Origin of the sequence: Aliisedimentitalea scapharcae (assembly GCF_045277565.1) — a bacterium.
In the GTDB taxonomy this organism is placed as follows: Bacteria; Pseudomonadota; Alphaproteobacteria; order Rhodobacterales; family Rhodobacteraceae; genus Aliisedimentitalea; species Aliisedimentitalea scapharcae.
Window position 1 is genome coordinate 3,961,123 of record NZ_CP123584.1, and the last position, 19,113, is coordinate 3,980,235.

The window sequence follows — 19,113 nt, forward strand, 5'->3', positions numbered from 1 at the left end:
AGAGAAACGCACCCTGTCACCAAATGAACCATTCCGTGTATTCTATCAGACTGAATTCACTTTGAGTTGAGGGGAGGATGGACGCGTTCAATTCAAGTGAAGAGCTCTGAAGGGGGCGACCAGTCGGCTGGTCGCCAGGCATTTGAAGGCGCGCGTCGGGCGATTATTAGATTTGGTGCCAATGGGTTAGAGTTGCCGCAAGACAAGTACGCACATTGGAAATCTATGCAAGCAACATTCGACCTCACCAATCTGCGCTGTGATTGAACCAAGAAACTGGAGTTGCAACGCGTTGCAATGATGGAAGTCAAACTTGTTCGTTTATGCACCCACCTTGCATCCAGTAATCAGCTAGAAAAACTAGGGCTTCCCTTTTGTTTTTAGTAAAGCACTCTTTGGATCGTAGTAGTGATTGAAAATCGAACCATCCCTGATCTTCTCAACCGCATCTTTGACCGCTGCCAACGGCACTAAAAACCACTCACGAGGAACAACAGGTCGCCCAAAGCGATCCATAACTTCTATGTCCAGCCGTGCTGGTTCAAAAATGCGGTGGATCAGGTTTTCCAGTTTGGTTCGGTTTATGTTGTAGAGCTCATAGGTCGCAACAATTTCGACGTTGGCCATCAAAAATGTCGGTTGCAGTTGCGCGCCAGCAATACGTTTTTCCACACTCATGCTAGTCACACCAATCTTATGCACCAGCATTCGGTTTTCCGCGACTAATGGATGATCGGCCTTGCTCCGCAGTACATATATCGTGCCGCTTGCTTCATCCCCGTCGATTGCCTGATCAGAAAACAAAGGTCCGGCAGTCGGCTCCGTAATCCGTCGCCCCGCCTCGTCCTTGTTCAGAGACCGCTGAAGCGATCGCATGAGCATGCTGCTCTCAGTGCCGTTGTCGAAAATTACGCGCAAGCGGGCGTCCGTGCGCCCCTGGTCGGTAATGGTCGTCTCACCCTTCTCAGCAACATAGGCTTTTTGTCCGCTGACGATGAAGAAGCGCCCCTTCTCGATCTCAGCCTTCATCTCGAAAGGCCGCGTTTCGCGCAGACCGCTATCCAGCTCCTTCTGCACCTGCTCAAAGAACGGCTTAAAGGTCTCAAAGTCCAGGCATTTGTCGCGGTGCGCTATTTCTTCAGCGGCCTTCTTCTCCGCCGTCGATCGAACGTGTTTCAGTTCCGTGATCGGGGGGACTTCAACCTCGATCCCCAGCTCAGCCAGAAGTGCATCATCATCCAGTTCCTCGGCATCGGCCACTGGTGCATTGGCCGTGCCGGTCAAAAGCCCCTGATCATCCAAGGGTTCAACAAGGTCTCGGCATTCTTGAAGCTCACTAATACGGTCTAGCCGTACCGCGTAAAGGCGTTCGAAAATGTCACGCTCTTCACCATGGCTCGGCACGACCCTGTGTTCCTCGGCAAAGCGCTGTATTTCTTCAAAACCCGCAATGATGCGTTCTTCGCGCGGTGTGCGCGTTACGGCTTTCTTAGTCTCAACCTCGACGCCAAGCTCGGCCAGTAGAGCATCATCTTCCTGGGTAAACTCTCTAGCCATTGGCTGCCTCCTGCTTCATCCGTACAAGATACGCCACTCCCTCAGCCATCTTCTTTTCCCAAGCATCAGAGGACGTAATATCTGGCAGACGTCCGCGCTCCTGCTTGAATTTTGCGGCACGTCGCGCCAGGTCACGCGCCTCTTCAGGCGAAAGCTGAACCTTCTTCGCCGAAATCACAGCCGCAACCTGTTTAAGGCTTTCTTCGCTCATGGTCTTAGCCAGGATAGCGTAAGCCTCGCCAAACGGATTAATCCGGTCGATCAGGTCGATATCGAGCTCGCGCACGTCCATCGCAAATTTCCGCACGCCGTCGATCAGTGCGGTATTGCCAGAAGTCACTTCGTCACTGTCATGCGCGAGCGCAACCTCTTTGGCCTTCTGGGTCAAGTTCAGAGCGGCAACCGCATGCTGACGCACGGCTTCCTGATCCTCTGCATCAAGCTCGGGAAACTTTGCCCCGACAATCTTGCCCATGCGCACCTGTGTCAGCTCTTCGGGCACCAGCTCTTCATCAAACAACCCGCGCTCGATCGTCGTCTTGTCTTGAACAAAGGCGGTGATCACTTCGTTCAAATCCTCTTGGCAAATGCGCTCGGCTTCTTTGCTCTTCGGCTCTGCCAGCCCCTTGATCTCGATCTGAAACTGCCCGCTTGCCTCATTGAACCCGACATTCTCTTTCGCAGGGTCGTAGCCGCCTTCGCCATAGTCAAAGCCTTCGACCGGTCCGCTCTTTGGGCTTTTGGGCGTAAAGTTAAAACGCGGCGCAAGCACCTGCTCCATGAGCAAGCTGGCGGCGATCGCCTTCAGCGTATCGTTCACCGCCTCCGTGACGGCTGCTTCGGCTGCATCGGGCTCGGCGATTAGGTTGGTGAAACGGGCCCGTGATTTGCCTTCGGCATCACGGGTCGCGCGACCAATGATCTGCACGATCTCCGTCAGGCTCGCGCGATAGCCAACTGTCAGCGCATGCTCACACCAAATCCAGTCAAAGCCCTCCTTGGCCATCCCCAGGGCGATGATGATGTCCACATGATCGCGGTTGTTCTTCTGGGTGGAGTCTTTCAGCGCCGCCGAAACCTTATCGCGCTTCACTGCTTCATCATCTACCAGATCAGCGATCTTCAAAACCCGCCCTTCAGGCGTCTTCACGAGCTGAAAGCCCGTCGCATCATCTGTTCCCTGCCAATCGCCCAGGGCGTCAATGATGTGCTCGACCTCCTGATGCTTGTCCTTCGTGCTTTCGCGCGAATTCACATTCGGGATGTGCAGGATCGTCTTCTCGTTCGCATCAAGCACCTTCAGGATGTCATCAGCATAAGAGCCCGAATAGAAGAAATAGCCGATATCAAGCGTTTTCAGGTATTTGTAGCCGTTCAACTGCTCGTAGTAGGTGTAGGTGATGGTGTCGAATTTGGCTTCGTTCTCGGGCACCAAGATCGGCACGGCATCCCCGCGAAAATAGCTGCCGGTCATGGCCACGACATGCACGCGGTCACGGACGATGAATTCATTAAGCTGCGAGCCAAGGATGCTGTCTTCGCTTGCTGAGACATGGTGAAACTCGTCCACGGCAATCAGCCGATCGTCAAACGCCTCGATCCCGAGTTTTTCCACGGCAAAGCGGAACGTGGCGTGTGTGCAGACAAGAATTTGATCGTCGCTCTCAAGGAATGCCCCAACTGATTTGACCTTGCCGCCGTCTGTCCCTGGCGAATTGCACAGGTTCCATTTCGGCGCGACTTGCCAATCTGCCCAGAAGCCAAACTTGGTCAGCGGCTCATCGTTGAAGCTCGCCCCGATCGACTTTTCCGGCACCACCACGATCGCTTGCTTGATCCCTTGGTTCGCCAGCTTGTCGAGCGCGATGAACATCAGCGCACGGCTCTTGCCCGAGGCAGGTGGCGACTTGATCAGAAGATACTGCTCGCCCCGTTTCTCGTATGCACGTTCCTGCATCGCTCGCATGCCAAGCTCATTGGATTTGGTCGAACCGCCATTCTGGGCGTAGGTCACGGAAACCGAAGGAACTGATTTGGTCATTCGTCATCCTCTTGAATATCAAATTGCTCTTTTAGAAAATCTACCGTTTCCTGGTGCCGGATTTTACAGACGACGTTTTGGTTCGAGAAAATGCCACTGAACGTATGCGCATTGCTAACTGGCACAGTTTTTTGCCAATCAACTCCGACGACATATGCACAATTATCAGGGTCGCCGGCATTCTCCGTCAGATAATGCCTGGGTAAAACCTCTATTAATTCCCGCCCATCTGTTAGTATGAACTCCGTTGCCGCCGCCTTTTCGGAGGTGATCAAACCATAACCGAGATAGCCGTTTTTCTTCTGATAGTAAAAAACCTTGTCGCCGACAGACAGTTGGTCGAGGCGCTTTGTAAAGAACTGCTTCCCACTGGCGGTGAAGAACCCGTGATCACGTAAGTCAGCCCATGGGCGATCTTCCTCCGCCCCACCAGTCACATAATAGTAACCTGACCAAGGGGCTTGCGCCTTCTTGACAGCACGATCCTTAACCTCCTCTTGATCTAACAGAGCATCGGTCGTCAGCCATTCCTGGCCTCCACCTTCAAACACATTAAAGAATGCTGCGTTGATGCCAACGTCGTGCTCTTCTGACAAGTATTCAATGATCCGCTTCGTGCCCTCATCCACCTCACTGGCAACAACAACCATCTGATGGGACGCATTGAGAGTTTGCGGAAGGCTTGTGCCGAACTTGTCTCGGTAGGCTTTGGTCAGCGGAAGATCGAGTGCCAACGCCAAAGCGTGTACATCGCCGGTGCTAAGACGCCGTACCCAAGAGGCATAGTCCAGCACCTGCGCCACGATGTCCCTCGGGCTTCGATCGCGCTTGAGTTCAATAATGACAAGGTTGCCGTCCTCATCCATCGCAAGGATGTCGATGAACTTGCCATGATCCGTCGCTATCTGGCGACCAATCACAAAGCCATCGACACCGATAAGTGTTAAGTCATCCGCGACCCATGCCTCGATCTTGGTCTCGAAGTCTAAGGGTTTGCGTTTTGCTGGGGTAAGCTTGGTCCCGCTGATCTGAAATAGGCGTGTCATTTTTTCTTCTTTTTGCTCAATTTCTTTGACTTCTTTGCGCCGAGTGCCGCCTTACGTAGATCACGGGTATATTGATGCACTGCGGTGTTGAGTCCGTCGATGTCCACGAACATTTCCCCCTTATCACCCGCTCCACTTGGCGACTTGGAGTAATTCGATTTCGTAACCGGCTCAGCATCGGTGACCGACATGGATTTCATTTTTTTCACCCCATGCATGCATGCATGTTTCGGCCAGGGCTTACCTAGAGCATCAAAGAAAACACGACTGCCGTGCTCGTTGCGATAGAAATAAACTGTCGTTTTGCACTGAGGGCAGATCGTTTGATATGTTACTGCGCCATTTACGTATGCCTGATCACGCTTCCACCTAAGGTCAAATATTCGGCTTGATGTGGCAGAATTGAGCGCATGCTCACGCACTTGAAATGTTGTACCGTGTTGGTTCGTCCGAATATGACCACGACGCCTCGTCATTGCTTGGCCATCTGCGTCGTCATCTTGGTGTAGAGCTCAAACAGCTTTTCCAGCCGCTCGGTGTCGTTGCGAAAGCGGCGACCGATGTAGATGCGTTCAAGCACCTCGTCGTTACGGTCATGGGCGGCGCGCAGGTCAGCGGGCATCTTTTCGGGATCGTAAAGGTCGGCGATGGTCGCTGGGAAATGCGCCTCGCGCGCCAGAAGGATGCCTTCAGCGCAGCGGGTCAGGTCGGCTTTATTTTTCTCGGTTAACTTCGGAAGCGGCAAGGTATTCCAACCAAGGGTATTTGAGAACCGATAGTCCGTCTTGATCTTCCCACAAACTGCGGCAATCCAAGATAATGCCAACCGTGAGATCAGTATGGAAATGTTCCATAAGGGTGGATCAAAAAAAGAAAAACCACCGTCACCTACGATCGAGCCGCGTGGCAGGTTAACGATTGGAAAAAAATCCCTTTCCTCAGAAGAGTGTCGAGGGATTTGAAAAACGATCTCGTCACCTCTTTGCCTTACCTGTTGAAATGCAAAAGGTTGATGTGCACCCGCTTTTGTCAGCTCTTTTGTGCTTTTTTCCCTCATCGCAGAAACGATCTCAAACCGCTCCTGAAAGCTTGGCAGTTGCTTTAAACATTCGTATTGCTGACGTGACGCCCAAATGCAGTAGCGTCCCACACCATGTGTCGCATCGTGAGCGCCAAAGAACGGTCTTACTACATCATCATACCCCTTGGCTTCTTGCCGGAGGGTATGAGCAACATCTGCATCAAATATGAGTCCGCCACCATCAGCCGGTTTGCTACCATTCACAACAGGCTGCAAACCTTGCATAGGTTTTGTCTGGTTCTCAACATAGACATTATCGTAAGGCACAAGATAGGCGTTGATATTTTCAACTTCGCGAACGGTGCCTTCTTTACCGTCAAATAATTTTGCCGTTCCAGGTTGCGTTGAAAGACCAACGATGCAAACCGTAACTCCAGCATTGCGCGCGGCGAGGTTCTTCCAACTAAATGACGTGACCGCGAAGTTAATCCTCACCCCTTCTTTGATGGTACTCGGCCAGAACCGAAAAACCTGCTCTCCTTGGCAAACGGAATTGGTAGACACAAACGCAGCGGCCGCTTTTTCAATCTTCCCGTAGTCAGCGGCTTTCATGAACCAACCACAAACGTAGTCCAAAGATTTCCAGGTCTTGATCCGGCCTCTAAAAACAGATTCGAGGTCAGCTTTCCGCCGCTCCGCTTCTTTTTTGAGCCTTTCTACTGTCTCCTTACTCGCTCCTTTCGGTGCCTTTGTAGTGGCACCAACGTATGGGGGATTTCCACAGATGTAGGTCTCCCCACCCTCATTCTCGAAGTCAATCTGCGCCTGGTCGAGCGGCGACATGAACAGGTCTTCGGCACGGTGCTTTACACCGGTCCCCGTAGGTGGGCAGATACTAAGCCAGTCGAGCCGCAGGGCGTTGCCGCAAGTGATCCAGTTTTTGGCATCAAGTGGCAGAAACTCTGCCAAGGCTTCCTTCTGACCGCGATAGGTCACATCGCACTGATACTCGGCGATGATCAGCGCCAGACGCGCGATCTCGGCGGGGAAGTCCCGCAGCTCAATCCCTCGGAAGTTGGTGATCGGAATTTCCGTGCGCCGGTCGGTCTCCCCGCGCAGTTCATTGATCTCGGCCTCGATCGATCGCATTTCCTTGTAGGCAATCACAAGGAAGTTGCCCGATCCGCAGGCCGGGTCAAACACCCTGATCTTGGCCATGCGGCTGCGCAGGTTCAAAAGCTTGCGCGGGTTGTCTCCTGCCTCTTCCAGCTTCTCGCGCAGATCATCGAGGAAGAGCGGATTAAGCACCTTCAGGATGTTAGGCACGGATGTGTAGTGCATGCCAAGCGCGCCGCGCTCTTCATCATCGGCGACGGCCTGGATCATCGATCCGAAAATGTCGGGATTGATCTTCGTCCAGTCAAGGCTGCCGATATGGATCAGGTAGGACCGCGCGATCTTGCTGAAGCTGGGAACGTCGGTGGAGCCTGAAAACAACCCGCCGTTCACGTAAGGAAAGACATTCGCCCAACGGGCAATCCCTGCCGCCGTGCGATTGTCGGCCTTGGTGTTCATGGCGCGGAAAAGCTCGCTGATCACCTCATGGGTGTTTGAGCTGTCCTTCTCGCTCATCCGCTCGATCGTGCCGGTGAACTGATCGGGGGTGGTGAAGATGTCAGTGTCTTCGGCAAAGAAGCAGAAAATCAGCCGCGCCATGAAATGGTTCATGTCGTGACGGCGCGCAGCCGTGCCCCATTCGGGGTTGTCCTTCAACAGCTCGACATAGAGCCGGTTGAGACGGCCAGTCGCTTTGATGTCAAAGGTGCTTTCGCGGATTTGCTTGACGGTACTGATCCCTGCCAGGGGCAGGAGGAAACCAAAGTGATCAGGAAAGTCGGTGTAGGTGCAAGCGATCGTCTCGCCCGTGGTCAGGTCTTCGGCCTCAAGATCGCGGCCATCGGTTGCCAGGACAAATTTCGCCTTGGCCTTGGTCGTGGCGGGGCTCGCTTTCAGCTCGGCAAGGGAATTCGTGACTTCCCCTTCAGCGCAAACCTTCAAGTGGATCTTATTGGTCTGAAGCACGCCGCCCAGGTCAGACTTGTTTCGTGCGCCCTTGCGCAACATTTTGATAGTCGTGGCTTTATTGCCGAATGCGAGCAAGAACGCGAATGGGAATTCCATTGCGTCAAACCGTTGTTGTGACAAAGCCGAAATGGCTTCTTCTATTTCAACAGCATTCATTGGGAGCCCTAGCGGATTCTACTATAGGTAAAACAATAGCAAAGAGTTAGAGATCGTAAATCGGAAACCATCGGACTAGCGTTTAAGCGGTCATCCCACTCCGAAGCGATTGAGTTGGAAGCGGCTAAACCTTCATAGCAGGCCAAGGGAAAGCTCCCATCAAATGACAAATGCTTGCCCACTTAAGGTGCATGTATTCGACGTTGGATAGCATGACCCGAACGCGCTCGGCACGGGATGGATCGCCGATAGCTGGCGGAGGATGACCGCAAGCCATTGCAACACGTTGCAACAAACAGCACAACAGTCACACCAATTGTGCTGACCACGCAACGAATTGCGAGTTGCAACTGTGGAAACCGCTGTAGTTTGAAATTGGCCCAGCAACACCCCGACTGGCGTTTAAGCAGGACCAAAAAGGTGGTTTTGAGGGTGGCTTCAAATTACATAAAACCAGTAAGATGCTGCTTTTTAAGTATTTTTTTGTAATTATGGTGCCCCCACACGGACTCGAACCGCGGACCTACTGATTACAAATCAGTTGCTCTACCAGCTGAGCTATAGGGGCACCTGATCCTACCGATCATTGACCGGCTTGACGGATGCCGACCGATTACCGGGAATATTGCTTTGCTGCAAGATGGAATTTCACCCTGAAACCGGATTTTTCTGTCCAGCACCTTACCGCAACGCAAAGCTGTTTGACCCGGCCCCCTTATCGCGTTACCCAAATGAGGTAACGTTCATCAGGAATTGCCCGTAACCTCACAATGCAAGTCATTTTTCACAGCGGCGCCCATTCGACCAGCGAAGATCGCCTAATGAAATGCTTGTTGGTGAACCAGGACGCCTTTGGACAAACTGGAACCGTTGTACCTGGACCGGGTCGGTATCGGGACCTGATCAAATCCAGCTGCAAGGCTTTGGAAGCCGAGGATGCGGTTCCCTCGGAAGATGCGCGTGACATTCTGCTGGATGCCATTCTGGACGAAGAAGACGCGGATCGGGTCATCCTGTCTGTTCCCAATTTCTTCAGCAGCAAGAATTACTTATTGAACGAAGGTGCCCTCTACCCCCAGGCGGCAAAACGCATGGCACAGCTCAAACAGTTGTTCAGTTATGATCAGGTCGAACTGTTCATGGCAATTCGCAACCCTGCCACATTGCTTCCCAGCGTTTTACGCAAGGCACCCCCGCAGCGGATCCAACAGGCGTTGGAAGAGACTGATCTGCTGTCGCTGCGATGGTCTGACACCATTTCGGACATTCGCGCCCTGTCCGCAGATTTGCCCATCACAGTCTGGTGTTATGAGGATTCCCCCCTGATCTGGGCACAGATCATCCGCGATATGGGTGGTCTGGAACATGGGCAAAAGATCAACGGTGGCTTTGACCTGCTATCAACCATCATGTCCAAAGAGGGGATGAAACGGTTCCGGGGGTATCTGCATCAGAATCCGACCCTGACTGAAATGCAAAAACGCCGGGTCATTGCCGCTTTTCTGGACAAATTCGCGCTGGACGACGCGCTGGAAGAAGAGTTGGATCTGCCAGGGTGGACTGTCGAACTGGTCAGCGCCATGACAGACGCCTATGACGAAGATATATACACAATCCAAAGAATTCCGGGCGTCACCGTGATTGCCCCCTAGACAACAGATGGCGGGGCCGACTTGCAGAGGGTATCGACATCACAGGATCATCGGCACAGGGGGGGCGTTGGCATCCTTTTGAAGGGCACTTGTGCAAGGATGGCGGGCCGCGTCAGATCCTGGCTTGGGGCTGTTATGGGGCTGTGTCTGATCTGTGCCACCCCCTCGTACGCAAGTGCTGAACCCGTCACGATTTTTGCTGCGGCCAGCCTGAAACCGGCCTTGGATCAGATCGCCGCGCGGGCTGCGGAAAACCCTGATGGCGTGCAACTGCGGCTGTCTTATGCAGGCAGCTCGGCTCTGGCCCGTCAGATCCAATATGGCGCACCTGCTCAGCTGTTCATCTCGGCCAATTCGGACTGGATGGATGTGTTGGACCAACAGGGGCTTCTGAACCCGGGCAGCCGCGTAGATCTGCTTGGCAATCGTCTGGTCCTGATCGCTGCCCCCGGAATTTCCGGTGACAAACCTTTGGCAGCGACCCTGAGAGAGCTGCCAGACAACGCCCATCTGGCCATGGGTTTGATCCGTGCAGTTCCAGCCGGGATTTATGGGCGCGAGGCATTGGAAACCCTGGACGTCTGGACCGACGTCCAAACCCGCGTCGTACAAGGGGACAACGTACGGACTGCATTGCGATTGGTGGCATCGGGCGAAGCCGAATACGGCATCGTCTATGCCACAGACCCCGGTCCTGACGCCAAGGTCCAAGTGGTCGACGTTTTCCCAGACAACAGCCACACCCCGATCCGCTATCCGTTGGCCATGATTGGCGCCCCTACTCCGCTGACACAGCAGGTCTATGACTTCCTGCGCTCGGACAGTGCCCGTGATGTGTTTCAGGCCCATGGATTTATCCCGTTGGAACCAGAGCAATGACCGGCTGGCTCGGCCCCGAAGAATGGCAGGCCGTGGCTCTGTCGCTAAAGGTGGCAACCTGGTCCACCCTGCTCAGCCTGCCGTTTGGAACGTTGATTGCCTATGTGCTGGCACGACATCAGTTCCCCGGCAAACAGCTGCTCAATGGCCTGGTGCATTTGCCGCTGATCCTGCCCCCTGTCGTGACCGGTTACCTGCTGCTATTGGGTTTCGGGCGCACCGGACCAATTGGCAGCTGGCTTGAGCAGACATTCGGACTGATCCTTGCCTTTCGCTGGACCGGAGCGGTTCTGGCAGCGGCAATCATGGGATTTCCGCTGATGGTGCGGGCCATCCGGTTGGGGTTTGAATCCGTGGATCCCAAGCTCGAACAGGCCGCTGCCACATTAGGTGCCTCGCGTCTTTGGATCTTTGCAACCGTGACTCTGCCGTTGATCCTGCCCGCATTGATCGCGGGCGCTGTGTTGGGCTTTGCCAAGGCAATGGGGGAATTCGGCGCGACAATCACCTTTGTCTCCAATATTCCCGGTCAAACCCAAACCCTGCCGTCGGCAATCTATACCTTTCTTCAGATACCCGGCGGTGAAAACTCGGCACTGCGGTTGGTTCTGATTTCTGTAGCAGTCGCGATGGGCGCGCTGGTAGCCTCCGAAGTATTCTCGCGTCGAGCATCCCGGCGGACCAGAGGCACCCCAACATGAGCCTGTCTGTCGACATCACACACCCACTGGGAGATCTGACGCTGAAGACGGCGTTCACGGCACCTTCTGGGATCACCACATTGTTCGGGCATTCGGGCAGTGGCAAGTCGACTGTGATCAATGCGGTTGCGGGGTTGCTCCGCCCCCGTCAGGGAACCATTGCCTGGAGTGGCGAGACCCTGCTGGACACGGCAAAGCGCGTGAATTGCCCTGTTCACAAACGCCGGTTCGGGTTGGTGTTTCAGGACGCGCGGCTTTTCCCACATCTGAACGTGCAGCGAAATTTGCTGTATGGCCAGCGGTTTGCCCGCCCTGACGGGCCTGCTGCAGGTTGGGCACCGACCCTGGATGAGGTTGCCAATCTGCTGGGAATTTCGGACCTTTTGAACCGTCACACAACCACCCTGTCCGGGGGCGAAAAACAACGGGTTGCGATTGGGCGGGCGCTGTTGTCACGGCCACGCATGTTATTGATGGATGAACCGCTGGCCGCGCTGGACAATGCCCGCAAAGAAGAAATCCTACCCTATCTGGAACGGCTACGCGACCACACGGGACTGCCGATCCTTTATGTGTCCCATTCGGTCGCCGAAGTGGCGCGGCTGGCGACTTCTGTTGTGGTGCTCGAAAACGGGCAGGTCGCCCGCGCGGGTCCAGCCGAAGAGGTCCTGTCGGACCCCCAGATGGTTCATCAATTCGGCCTGCGCGAGGCGGGCGCGGTGCTGCCCGCAACCATCGCGGCGCATCACGATGACGGTTTGACGGAGCTGACGGTTTCGGGCGGGCAACTGTTCCTGCCTCGCATGCAGGCTGATGTGCACAGCCGAACCCGCGTGCGCATTCTGGCCCAGGACATCCTGTTGTCCACTGAACGCCCGACCGGGACCTCTGCATTGAACATTCTGCCGGCAACCGTGGTCGCCCTGCGGTCAGGCCAGGGGCCCGGTACCATCGTTCAACTGTATTGCGGCCAGGACAGGCTGTTGGCGCGCATCACCCGCCGGTCAGCCGAAGCCATGGCGTTGAAGCCGGGGTGTGCGATTTTTGCGGTCATCAAATCCGTGTCGATCGCCCGCACCGATGTCGGGGCAGGTTGACGGGATCGGCGCAGCGAACAGGCTGTCCCGCCGCTGCACCGGTTTTCTGACTAGATTTGTGAGACCACCAGGGCCTGTTCCAGATCCGCAATCAGATCTGTTGCGTCTTCGAGTCCAACCGAGAATCGAACCAGACCCGGGGTGATCCCCAGTTCATCCTTCTGTTCGTCGCTCAGACGCTGGTGCGTGGTGGTCGCCGGGTGGGTTGCGATGGATTTCGCATCCCCCAGATTGTTCGAGATCACTGCCACATTCATCGCATTGAGGAACCGAAAGGCGGCGTCTTTGCCGCCCTTGATATCCAGCGACAGAACGGTGCCACCTTTGCCGCCCAACTGGGTCTGCACCAACGCATTCTGCGCGTGGGATTTCAGCCCCGGATACATCAACCGCTCCAACGCCGGGTTGCCTTCCAGTGCCTCGGCGATCTGCTGCGTCGCGGCGGCCTGGGCATTGACCCGCAGGGCGATGGTTTCCAGCCCCTTGAGCATAATCCAGGCGTTGAACGGGCTTAACGCGCCGCCAGTGTGTTTCAGATAGGGTTCGACAGTGCCGCGGATGAATTCCTTGGTGCCCAGAATCACCCCGCCCAATGCGCGTCCCTGCCCATCGATGTGTTTGGTTGCCGAATAGATCACCACATCGGCACCTTGTTCTATGGCGCGCGAAAACACAGGCGTCGAAAACACATTGTCCACAACCACACAGGCACCAACCGCATGGGCGATTTCGGCCACTCCGGCGATGTCGATCACTTCCAACGTGGGATTGGACATGGATTCAAAAAACACCGCTTTGGTGTCAGTGCGCACGGCCGCCCGCCACTGCTCCAGATCGGTGCCATCGACAAATGTGACCTCGACGCCGAAATTGGCCAGAATGTTTTCCAGGATGTACAGGCAGGATCCGAACAGGGCCTTGGCCGATACCACATGATCACCAGCTTTGAGCAAAGAGGTCAGTGCACCGTTGACTGCCGCCATTCCCGACGCGGTGGCAAAGGCATCTTCGGCCCCTTCGAGCATCGCAATGCGATCTTCGAACATGGCCACGGTCGGATTGCCATACCGGGCATAGATGAATTCATCCGGCCCCGATTTCAGAAACCGCGCTTCGGCCTGTTCAGCATTCTCATAAACAAAGCCCTGGGTGAGAAAAATCGCCTCGCTCACCTCGTTATACTGGCTGCGACGGGTGCCGCCATGGACCATCTGGGTCCGCTTGTTCCAGGTCTCGCTCATCTCTTCGTCCTCCATGCGCGCGTGGCGCAACAAAAAACCCCCAATCGGCCAAGCGAAAGGGGGTCCCTCATCCTGACCTCTTTAGCGGGATTGTTTTACGTGGCCCGCAATCCGGTAACAAATCGCCACGATTCAGTGGGGTCGATTTACGCCGGTTGCGCCGTTGCGTCAAGTCGCCAGAGGTATTCAAAACGTTAAACACCCGTCACGGAGCCGTCACCCGACCTTCATCTCCACTTCATAGCGTCAAGCCAAAAGGAGATCACAGATTGCCGACAGGAACGGGGTCACCATGCCATTGATCCGCATCAATGCCCGCCGGGACATTCCATACCTTCATCAATCCAGCCAATCACTTTGGCCTCTGTTGCACCAGGCCAGCGCCACCCCTGGGCCCGTGATCGTCATGATACACGGGTTTCAGTATCAACCGGATCACCCCCGAAACTGCCCGCACAGGCATATCTTGTCCTTTGAGCCTCTGGCCGTGTCCAGATCGCCGGTGAGTTGGCCTGCGCACCTGGGCTTTGGGCAGGGCGCATCTGACGAAGGGCTGGGCGTTGCATTCGGCTGGGACGCCTCCGGGGTGCTGTGGCAGGCCCAGCGCCGCGCCCGCCAGGCGGGACGTGCGTTGGCGCAGGTGCTGGCTTACCTGCATCGCTGTTGCCCGACCAAACCGATCCATATTGTTGCCCATTCGATGGGTGTTGAACCGGCCTGCGCGGCCTTGCAACATCTGCCTGCGGGATCGGTCTGTCGAATTCTGTCGCTGACCGGAGCCTGTTATCGGTCGGTTGCACAGTCGGCCTTGGCAACCCCTGCCGGGCAAACCGCAGAATTCATCAATGTCACATCCCGCGAAAACGATCTGTTCGATTTTCTGTATGAACGTTTGATCACCCCGCCGCTGCGCGGGGATCGGGCGCTGGGGTCCGGGATCGATGCCTGCAATGCTGTTACTTTGCAGCTGGATTGTGCGGATACATTGGCCCATCTCGCCCGGATCGGTGCATCAATTGCACCGCCCACCCGCAGGATCTGTCATTGGTCGACCTATATGCGCCCCGGCGCGTTGACGTTCTATGGCGATCTGTTGCGCCATGCGCACCGCCTGCCTCTGGACCTGCTACACCGTGCGCCGCCACAGCATGATGTCACCCGCCGGTCACGCCATGTTGCACGTCCATCTCGGGTTGCCCCCTTGCCGTTCTCCCAGAAAACCGGATGATTGCCCCAAACAACATGGGGGACCGACACAGCATGCCCGAGCCAATCCAGCTCTACTATTGGCCAACGCCGAATGGATGGAAGGTTTCCATTGCGCTTCACGAAATGGGTCTGCCCCATGAGACAACCCTCATCAATATCGGCAAAGGCGATCAATTCGCGCCCGATTTCCTGACCATTTCACCCAACAACCGGATGCCTGCCATTGTTGATCCAGAGGGGCCAGACGGCGCGCCGGTCTCGCTGTTCGAAAGCGGTGCCATCCTACAGTATCTGGCGCGCAAGACTGGTCGGTTCTATGGCGAAACCGAACGCGCCCGACTACGGACTGATCAATGGTTGATGTGGCAGATGGGGGGAGTCGGACCGATGGCTGGCCAATGCCATCACTTTTTGAAGTATGCGCCCGATCCCCTGCCCTACGCCCAGACCCGCTATCGTGACGAAGTTGCGCGGCTCTACGGCGTGCTGGACAGGCAGCTGGATGGAAACGAGTTTGTAACCGGTCCCGAATACACCATAGCCGATATGGCGATCTGGCCCTGGGCCTCGCTGTGGGAAGGGCAACAGCAAACGCTGGACGACAAACCGAACCTGGCCCGCTGGCTGCGCACAGTCTGGGATCGCCCCGCCACCCGCGCGGGCCGTGCCCTGCACGCTGATCTGCGCGGTGACCGATCCGATACATGGGTCCAGGCTGATCTCTTTGGCTCCACGGCTTGAAACTGGCACTGACCGCAGTGCGCCGCAGGCGCGCTGCCACGCCCAACGCTTTGTGGGCACGCAGTGCCCGTCAAAGGGGCGGGAGCACCCCGTTGCCCTTTGACGGAAGCATGCTCAGCCTTCTTCTTCGTCCAACCCGTAGGTCTGAAAGATGCTGCCTTGTGTCATAAAGAACAGGAACACCGCCGCCGACAGCCCAAAGGTCTTGAAATACACCCAGATTTCCGTGGTCTGCGTGCGCCAGATCGCTTCGTTCAAGACCGCCAACGCCAGAAAAAACCCGCACAGACGTCGGGTCAGGATCATCCAGCCTTCCTGCTCCAGCGGCAGCATCTCTTCCATTGCGAACTTCAAATAGCTCTGTCCACGCAACAACCCGATACCCAGAACCCCGCCGAACAGCAGGTAAATCAATGTCGGCTTCATCTTGAAAAACCGGTCGTCATTGAACCAGACCGACAACCCGCCAAACACCACCACCAGCACCAGTGTCACAATCTGCATCTTGGACAGTTTGCCGGTCAGCTTCCACAATGCCAGCGTTGACAAAATCATCAGCGGCACAAATCCGGCCGTGGCCAGAATGAATCCGTCATAGTCTGCACCACCAATGGTGAACACCTGATCCTTCAGCTTTACATAGGCTGCAAAGAACAGAACCACCGGGCCCAATTCCAGCGCCATCTTCAGTTTGCCGTTGATCTTCTTGTCACTCACATCGGTACCTTTCGTCATCCGCCCACCTCCACTATCACGGCCCCCGCAGCGATCAAAGCCATCAGCGCAATTCGGCGCGGCCCCACGGTCTCCTTGAGCACCAGCCAGCCGATCAAAGCCGCAAACACGGTCGAGGTTTCGCGCAGCACAGCCGCCTCCCCGACCTTGTCCAGCCGCGTGGCCAGCATGATCGCGCCAAAGGAACAGAACGCAATCAGCCCGCCAAAGAACCCTTTGACCATCAACGGCCCAGGTGCCGGACGATCCGGCATCCCACGCCACCGCAGCAGCGACACGATCGGAAAGGTGCAGCCATCAATCATGAAAAACCAGGCAAGAAAGGTGAACGGATCTGCCGTCGCCCGGATGCCATAGGCGTCATATGTCGTGTACATGGCCACCAGGATGCCGGTCATCCCCGCCAACACCAACGCCACGCCCAACGTATCCCGCTCCGTTTCAAGGAACCGGTAATTGTAATAGGCCAATCCAAAAATTCCGCTTAGCAGCGTGGCCACGCCCAGCCATTGAACCAGGTTAAAGGCTTCGCCAAACAACAGATATGCCCCGATCACCGTGAACAGCGGCCCGCTGCCCCGCACTACCGGATAGACCACCGTGTAGGACCCTTTGGTATAGGCCCAGGCCTGCAAGGTCTTGTAAACGATGTGAATGGCCCAGGCGGCCGCAAAGATGCCCCACATATGTGGTTCCGGCCAGGGGACGACAAACAGGGCAAAGGGTGCTGCCATGATGCAATAGGAAAAATCAATTGCTCCGCGTGACAACCAGGGATCGTGGCGCCCCTTTTGCAGGGCCCCAAACACCGCATGCAGAAACGCGGCCATAATCGCCAGGCCCAGCGCCACCTGATGACCGGCCTCGGTGCCTTCAAGAGAGATCAGCCAGTCGCTCAAAGTGTGGGCTTTCAATTGGGTGGAGAGCACCAAAGGCAACCTGCCCCCAGCGCTCGGTGGTGTTTAGACCCGCCAGAGGGCTTCTCTTACGTGTCGAGCCCAGTCAGCGCGGCGGCGAATTCTTCGGGGTCAAACGGGGCCAGATCGTCGATTTGTTCTCCCACACCAATGGCGTGAATCGGCAGCCCGAACTTGTCCGCCAGCGCCACCAGAACGCCGCCTTTGGCTGTCCCGTCGAGCTTTGTCATCACCAAACCCGAAACATCGGAGATCTTGCGAAAGACATCGACCTGGTTCAACGCGTTCTGACCAGTCGTGGCATCCAACACCAACAGGGTGTTATGTGGCGCGGTTTCGTCCTTCTTGCGGATCACCCGGACGATCTTGGCCAGTTCTTCCATCAGGTCTGACCGGTTTTGCAAACGGCCGGCGGTATCAATCATCAACAGATCCGCCCCCTCTTCCTGCGCGCGGGTCATGGCGTCAAAGGCCAACGAGGCCGGATCAGACCCTTCTGGCGCGGTCAGCACCGGCACACCGGCACGCTCGCCCCATACCTGCAACTGCTCGACCGCAGCGGCGCGAAAGGTATCCCCGGCAGCGATGACCACCTTTTTTCCCGCACCTTTGAACTGGCTGGCCAGCTTGCCAATGGTTGTTGTCTTGCCTGACCCATTGACCCCCACCACAAGCACCACCTGCGGGCGTTTTGAATAAATCGGCATCGGTTTGGCCACCGGCTCCATCACCCGTGCGATTTCCTGAGCCATCAGTTCCTTGATTTCGGTTGCCGACAGACGTTTTCCGACGCGACCTTCGGCCATATTGGACGTAATACGCAGCGCGGTATCCACGCCCATGTCCGACGCGATCAGCAGCTCTTCGAGCTGCTCGAGCATGTCATCATCCAACACCCGACGCGGCTCATCCGTGGTGCCACGTCCCAACAGGCGCCCCAGAAAACCAGGCTTGGCCTCAGCTGGTGGTGGTGATGTGGGAGCAGGAGATGCAGGTGTCACAGGTCCGGGCGTCGGTGCCGGGGTGGCAACGGGAAGCGGGTCAGGCTGTAACTGTGCCGCGCCGGGCGCGGGACGCTCTTCCGGAACAGGGGCAGCATCCCTGACGTCCCGGGTGGGCTCGGGCACGGTCGGCGCGGATGCAGGTGCCGGATCTGCCAGGTCGCTGGCAGGGGCGGCGGTTTCGCCTCCCTCTTCCACAATTGCGTCCAGACCCTGTTCCAGTTTCGACGAGGATTTGAACAGCCGGTCCTTGAGCTTTGAGAAAAACGCCATTTCCATCTCCGCAGCGGTTTCATTCCACCTAATGCGGATTGGCACCAGTTGCAAAGTACCTCAGGCAAATGCGGCGAAAAATCCGACCTGTGCACCCCAATATAGCGGCCAGACCACATAAGGCGTCCACCGTCGCATCCTGTGGCCGTCATTCAGCACAAAGGTTTCCACCGCCAGCACCAGGTCGGACACCATAAAACTGACTGCCGCAGGGAATGCCCAGATCAAACTTCCCTGCCCCGGCAGCGTAAGCGCCGACACGGCCATGGCCAGAATGATCGGAATATAGGCCAAAACCGCAGGCGCGATCGGCCCCGCCCTTGGAGCCAGCACTTTGGCCATCCCACCCCCGACAAGGGCCAACATCACGACAACCGCCCCACCGGCCAACGTCATGATGCGTGTCGGGTCAGACAGCGGATGCGTCAAAAACAACACCACATAGACCAGATGACCCAAGGCAAAAGCCCCAACCCCCGCCATAAAAGCACGTTCGCCATCACGCGACAGGCAATAGTCGCCCACTGCACAAAGTCCCAAGGCCGCCACCAACTCCCCCGACGCGCCCGCGGTCCATGCCGCCAGGGCCAACGCCGCGACGCAGAGCGTTTTGATCGTGCTGCGCAGGACACTGGGCGGGCGGGCTGTCAGAAACAGATATCCCACCCCCGCAGCGGCAGAGATGACGAACATCAGGCTCTGATCCATGGTCTGAAACATAAAGGCCCCGTTGCATTGAGATGCAAAGGCATTGCCTGTTA

The 19,113-nt window shown here is 56.3% G+C and carries 16 protein-coding genes, 1 tRNA gene and 1 riboswitch; of the genes, 6 read left to right on the top strand and 11 right to left on the bottom strand.

From position 1 onward, the window contains the following. Window positions 1-360 precede the first annotated feature (360 nt). The 6 genes from QEZ52_RS18415 to QEZ52_RS18440 all read right to left on the bottom strand — a co-directional run bounded on the left by QEZ52_RS18415 (window position 361) and on the right by QEZ52_RS18440 (window position 8,474). Window positions 361-1,557, bottom strand: coding sequence for a GIY-YIG nuclease family protein (locus tag QEZ52_RS18415; RefSeq protein ID WP_406645934.1), 1,197 nt, complete (start codon window positions 1,555-1,557; stop codon window positions 361-363). Then, the gene (locus QEZ52_RS18420) at window positions 1,550-3,598 is read right to left on the bottom strand and encodes a DEAD/DEAH box helicase (protein ID WP_406645935.1); all 2,049 of its coding nucleotides are present in this window, start codon (window positions 3,596-3,598) and stop codon (window positions 1,550-1,552) included. Before QEZ52_RS18420 ends, QEZ52_RS18415 begins: the two co-directional genes overlap by 8 nt. Next, a complete protein-coding gene (locus QEZ52_RS18425; protein WP_406645936.1) occupies window positions 3,595-4,644 on the bottom strand; it encodes an endonuclease NucS domain-containing protein in 1,050 nt (349 codons plus the stop codon). The genes QEZ52_RS18420 and QEZ52_RS18425 overlap by 4 nt, the downstream gene beginning before the upstream one ends. Then, the gene (locus tag QEZ52_RS18430; RefSeq protein ID WP_406645937.1) at window positions 4,641-5,120 is read right to left on the bottom strand and encodes a hypothetical protein; all 480 of its coding nucleotides are present in this window, start codon (window positions 5,118-5,120) and stop codon (window positions 4,641-4,643) included. The genes QEZ52_RS18425 and QEZ52_RS18430 overlap by 4 nt, the downstream gene beginning before the upstream one ends. Further along, window positions 5,117-7,906, bottom strand: a complete 2,790-nt coding sequence (locus QEZ52_RS18435) for a class I SAM-dependent DNA methyltransferase (RefSeq protein ID WP_406645938.1) — start codon at window positions 7,904-7,906, stop codon at window positions 5,117-5,119. The genes QEZ52_RS18430 and QEZ52_RS18435 overlap by 4 nt, the downstream gene beginning before the upstream one ends. A 492-nt stretch (window positions 7,907-8,398) precedes the next feature. Next, window positions 8,399-8,474, bottom strand: a tRNA-Thr gene (locus tag QEZ52_RS18440). Window positions 8,475-8,727: 253 nt separating this feature from the next. On the opposite strand from QEZ52_RS18440, the gene QEZ52_RS18445 reads away from it, so the two are divergent. From QEZ52_RS18445 to modC, 4 genes are all read left to right on the top strand, one after another. Next, the gene (locus tag QEZ52_RS18445; RefSeq protein ID WP_406645939.1) at window positions 8,728-9,558 is read left to right on the top strand and encodes a hypothetical protein; all 831 of its coding nucleotides are present in this window, start codon (window positions 8,728-8,730) and stop codon (window positions 9,556-9,558) included. Window positions 9,559-9,657: 99 nt separating this feature from the next. After that, the gene (gene modA, locus QEZ52_RS18450; RefSeq protein ID WP_406645940.1) at window positions 9,658-10,437 is read left to right on the top strand and encodes a molybdate ABC transporter substrate-binding protein; all 780 of its coding nucleotides are present in this window, start codon (window positions 9,658-9,660) and stop codon (window positions 10,435-10,437) included. Further along, the gene (gene modB / locus QEZ52_RS18455; protein WP_406645941.1) at window positions 10,434-11,138 is read left to right on the top strand and encodes a molybdate ABC transporter permease; all 705 of its coding nucleotides are present in this window, start codon (window positions 10,434-10,436) and stop codon (window positions 11,136-11,138) included. The genes modA and modB overlap by 4 nt, the downstream gene beginning before the upstream one ends. Continuing rightward, entirely contained in the window at window positions 11,135-12,235 is a 1,101-nt protein-coding gene (modC, locus tag QEZ52_RS18460; protein ID WP_406645942.1) for a molybdenum ABC transporter ATP-binding protein, read from the top strand. The genes modB and modC overlap by 4 nt, the downstream gene beginning before the upstream one ends. A gap of 50 nt (window positions 12,236-12,285) precedes the next feature. On the opposite strand, the gene metZ is transcribed toward modC, so the two are convergent. Next, on the bottom strand, window positions 12,286-13,476 hold the full coding sequence (gene metZ / locus QEZ52_RS18465) for an O-succinylhomoserine sulfhydrylase (protein WP_406645943.1): 1,191 nt from the start codon (window positions 13,474-13,476) through the stop codon (window positions 12,286-12,288). A gap of 60 nt (window positions 13,477-13,536) precedes the next feature. Next, window positions 13,537-13,615, bottom strand: a riboswitch (SAM riboswitch). A gap of 153 nt (window positions 13,616-13,768) precedes the next feature. Here metZ and QEZ52_RS18470 point away from each other — a divergent pair. Both QEZ52_RS18470 and QEZ52_RS18475 read left to right on the top strand, forming a co-directional pair. After that, window positions 13,769-14,704, top strand: a complete 936-nt coding sequence (locus QEZ52_RS18470; protein WP_406645944.1) for an alpha/beta hydrolase — start codon at window positions 13,769-13,771, stop codon at window positions 14,702-14,704. Between the two features lie 32 nt (window positions 14,705-14,736). After that, window positions 14,737-15,426, top strand: a complete 690-nt coding sequence (locus QEZ52_RS18475; RefSeq protein WP_406645945.1) for a glutathione S-transferase N-terminal domain-containing protein — start codon at window positions 14,737-14,739, stop codon at window positions 15,424-15,426. A gap of 114 nt (window positions 15,427-15,540) precedes the next feature. Here QEZ52_RS18475 and QEZ52_RS18480 read toward each other — a convergent pair whose 3' ends face one another. From QEZ52_RS18480 to QEZ52_RS18495, 4 genes are all read right to left on the bottom strand, one after another. After that, window positions 15,541-16,161, bottom strand: a complete 621-nt coding sequence (locus QEZ52_RS18480; RefSeq protein ID WP_406645946.1) for an inner membrane-spanning protein YciB — start codon at window positions 16,159-16,161, stop codon at window positions 15,541-15,543. Next, window positions 16,158-17,060: an EamA family transporter gene (locus QEZ52_RS18485; protein ID WP_406645947.1), complete on the bottom strand. Its 903-nt coding sequence runs from the start codon at window positions 17,058-17,060 to the stop codon at window positions 16,158-16,160. Before QEZ52_RS18485 ends, QEZ52_RS18480 begins: the two co-directional genes overlap by 4 nt. Window positions 17,061-17,146: 86 nt before the next feature. Continuing rightward, complete coding sequence (gene ftsY, locus QEZ52_RS18490; RefSeq protein ID WP_406645948.1) at window positions 17,147-18,352, bottom strand: signal recognition particle-docking protein FtsY; 1,206 nt, start codon at window positions 18,350-18,352, stop codon at window positions 17,147-17,149. 60 nt (window positions 18,353-18,412) lie between these two features. After that, the gene (locus QEZ52_RS18495) at window positions 18,413-19,072 is read right to left on the bottom strand and encodes a lysoplasmalogenase (RefSeq protein ID WP_406645949.1); all 660 of its coding nucleotides are present in this window, start codon (window positions 19,070-19,072) and stop codon (window positions 18,413-18,415) included. Window positions 19,073-19,113: the final 41 nt, after the last annotated feature.

What these genes read in the sequence shown, in the direction of transcription:
- QEZ52_RS18415 (WP_406645934.1), bottom strand. Translation starts at nt 1,557, where the DNA reads ATGGCTAGAGAGTTTACCCAGGAAGATGATGCTCTACTGGCCGAGCTT.
- QEZ52_RS18420 (WP_406645935.1), bottom strand. Translation starts at nt 3,598, where the DNA reads ATGACCAAATCAGTTCCTTCGGTTTCCGTGACCTACGCCCAGAATGGC.
- QEZ52_RS18425 (WP_406645936.1), bottom strand. Translation starts at nt 4,644, where the DNA reads ATGACACGCCTATTTCAGATCAGCGGGACCAAGCTTACCCCAGCAAAA.
- QEZ52_RS18430 (WP_406645937.1), bottom strand. Translation starts at nt 5,120, where the DNA reads ATGACGAGGCGTCGTGGTCATATTCGGACGAACCAACACGGTACAACA.
- QEZ52_RS18435 (WP_406645938.1), bottom strand. Translation starts at nt 7,906, where the DNA reads ATGAATGCTGTTGAAATAGAAGAAGCCATTTCGGCTTTGTCACAACAA.
- QEZ52_RS18445 (WP_406645939.1), top strand. Translation starts at nt 8,728, where the DNA reads ATGAAATGCTTGTTGGTGAACCAGGACGCCTTTGGACAAACTGGAACC.
- modA (WP_406645940.1), top strand. Translation starts at nt 9,658, where the DNA reads ATGGCGGGCCGCGTCAGATCCTGGCTTGGGGCTGTTATGGGGCTGTGT.
- modB (WP_406645941.1), top strand. Translation starts at nt 10,434, where the DNA reads ATGACCGGCTGGCTCGGCCCCGAAGAATGGCAGGCCGTGGCTCTGTCG.
- modC (WP_406645942.1), top strand. Translation starts at nt 11,135, where the DNA reads ATGAGCCTGTCTGTCGACATCACACACCCACTGGGAGATCTGACGCTG.
- metZ (WP_406645943.1), bottom strand. Translation starts at nt 13,476, where the DNA reads ATGAGCGAGACCTGGAACAAGCGGACCCAGATGGTCCATGGCGGCACC.
- QEZ52_RS18470 (WP_406645944.1), top strand. Translation starts at nt 13,769, where the DNA reads ATGCCATTGATCCGCATCAATGCCCGCCGGGACATTCCATACCTTCAT.
- QEZ52_RS18475 (WP_406645945.1), top strand. Translation starts at nt 14,737, where the DNA reads ATGCCCGAGCCAATCCAGCTCTACTATTGGCCAACGCCGAATGGATGG.
- QEZ52_RS18480 (WP_406645946.1), bottom strand. Translation starts at nt 16,161, where the DNA reads ATGACGAAAGGTACCGATGTGAGTGACAAGAAGATCAACGGCAAACTG.
- ftsY (WP_406645948.1), bottom strand. Translation starts at nt 18,352, where the DNA reads ATGGCGTTTTTCTCAAAGCTCAAGGACCGGCTGTTCAAATCCTCGTCG.
- QEZ52_RS18495 (WP_406645949.1), bottom strand. Translation starts at nt 19,072, where the DNA reads ATGTTTCAGACCATGGATCAGAGCCTGATGTTCGTCATCTCTGCCGCT.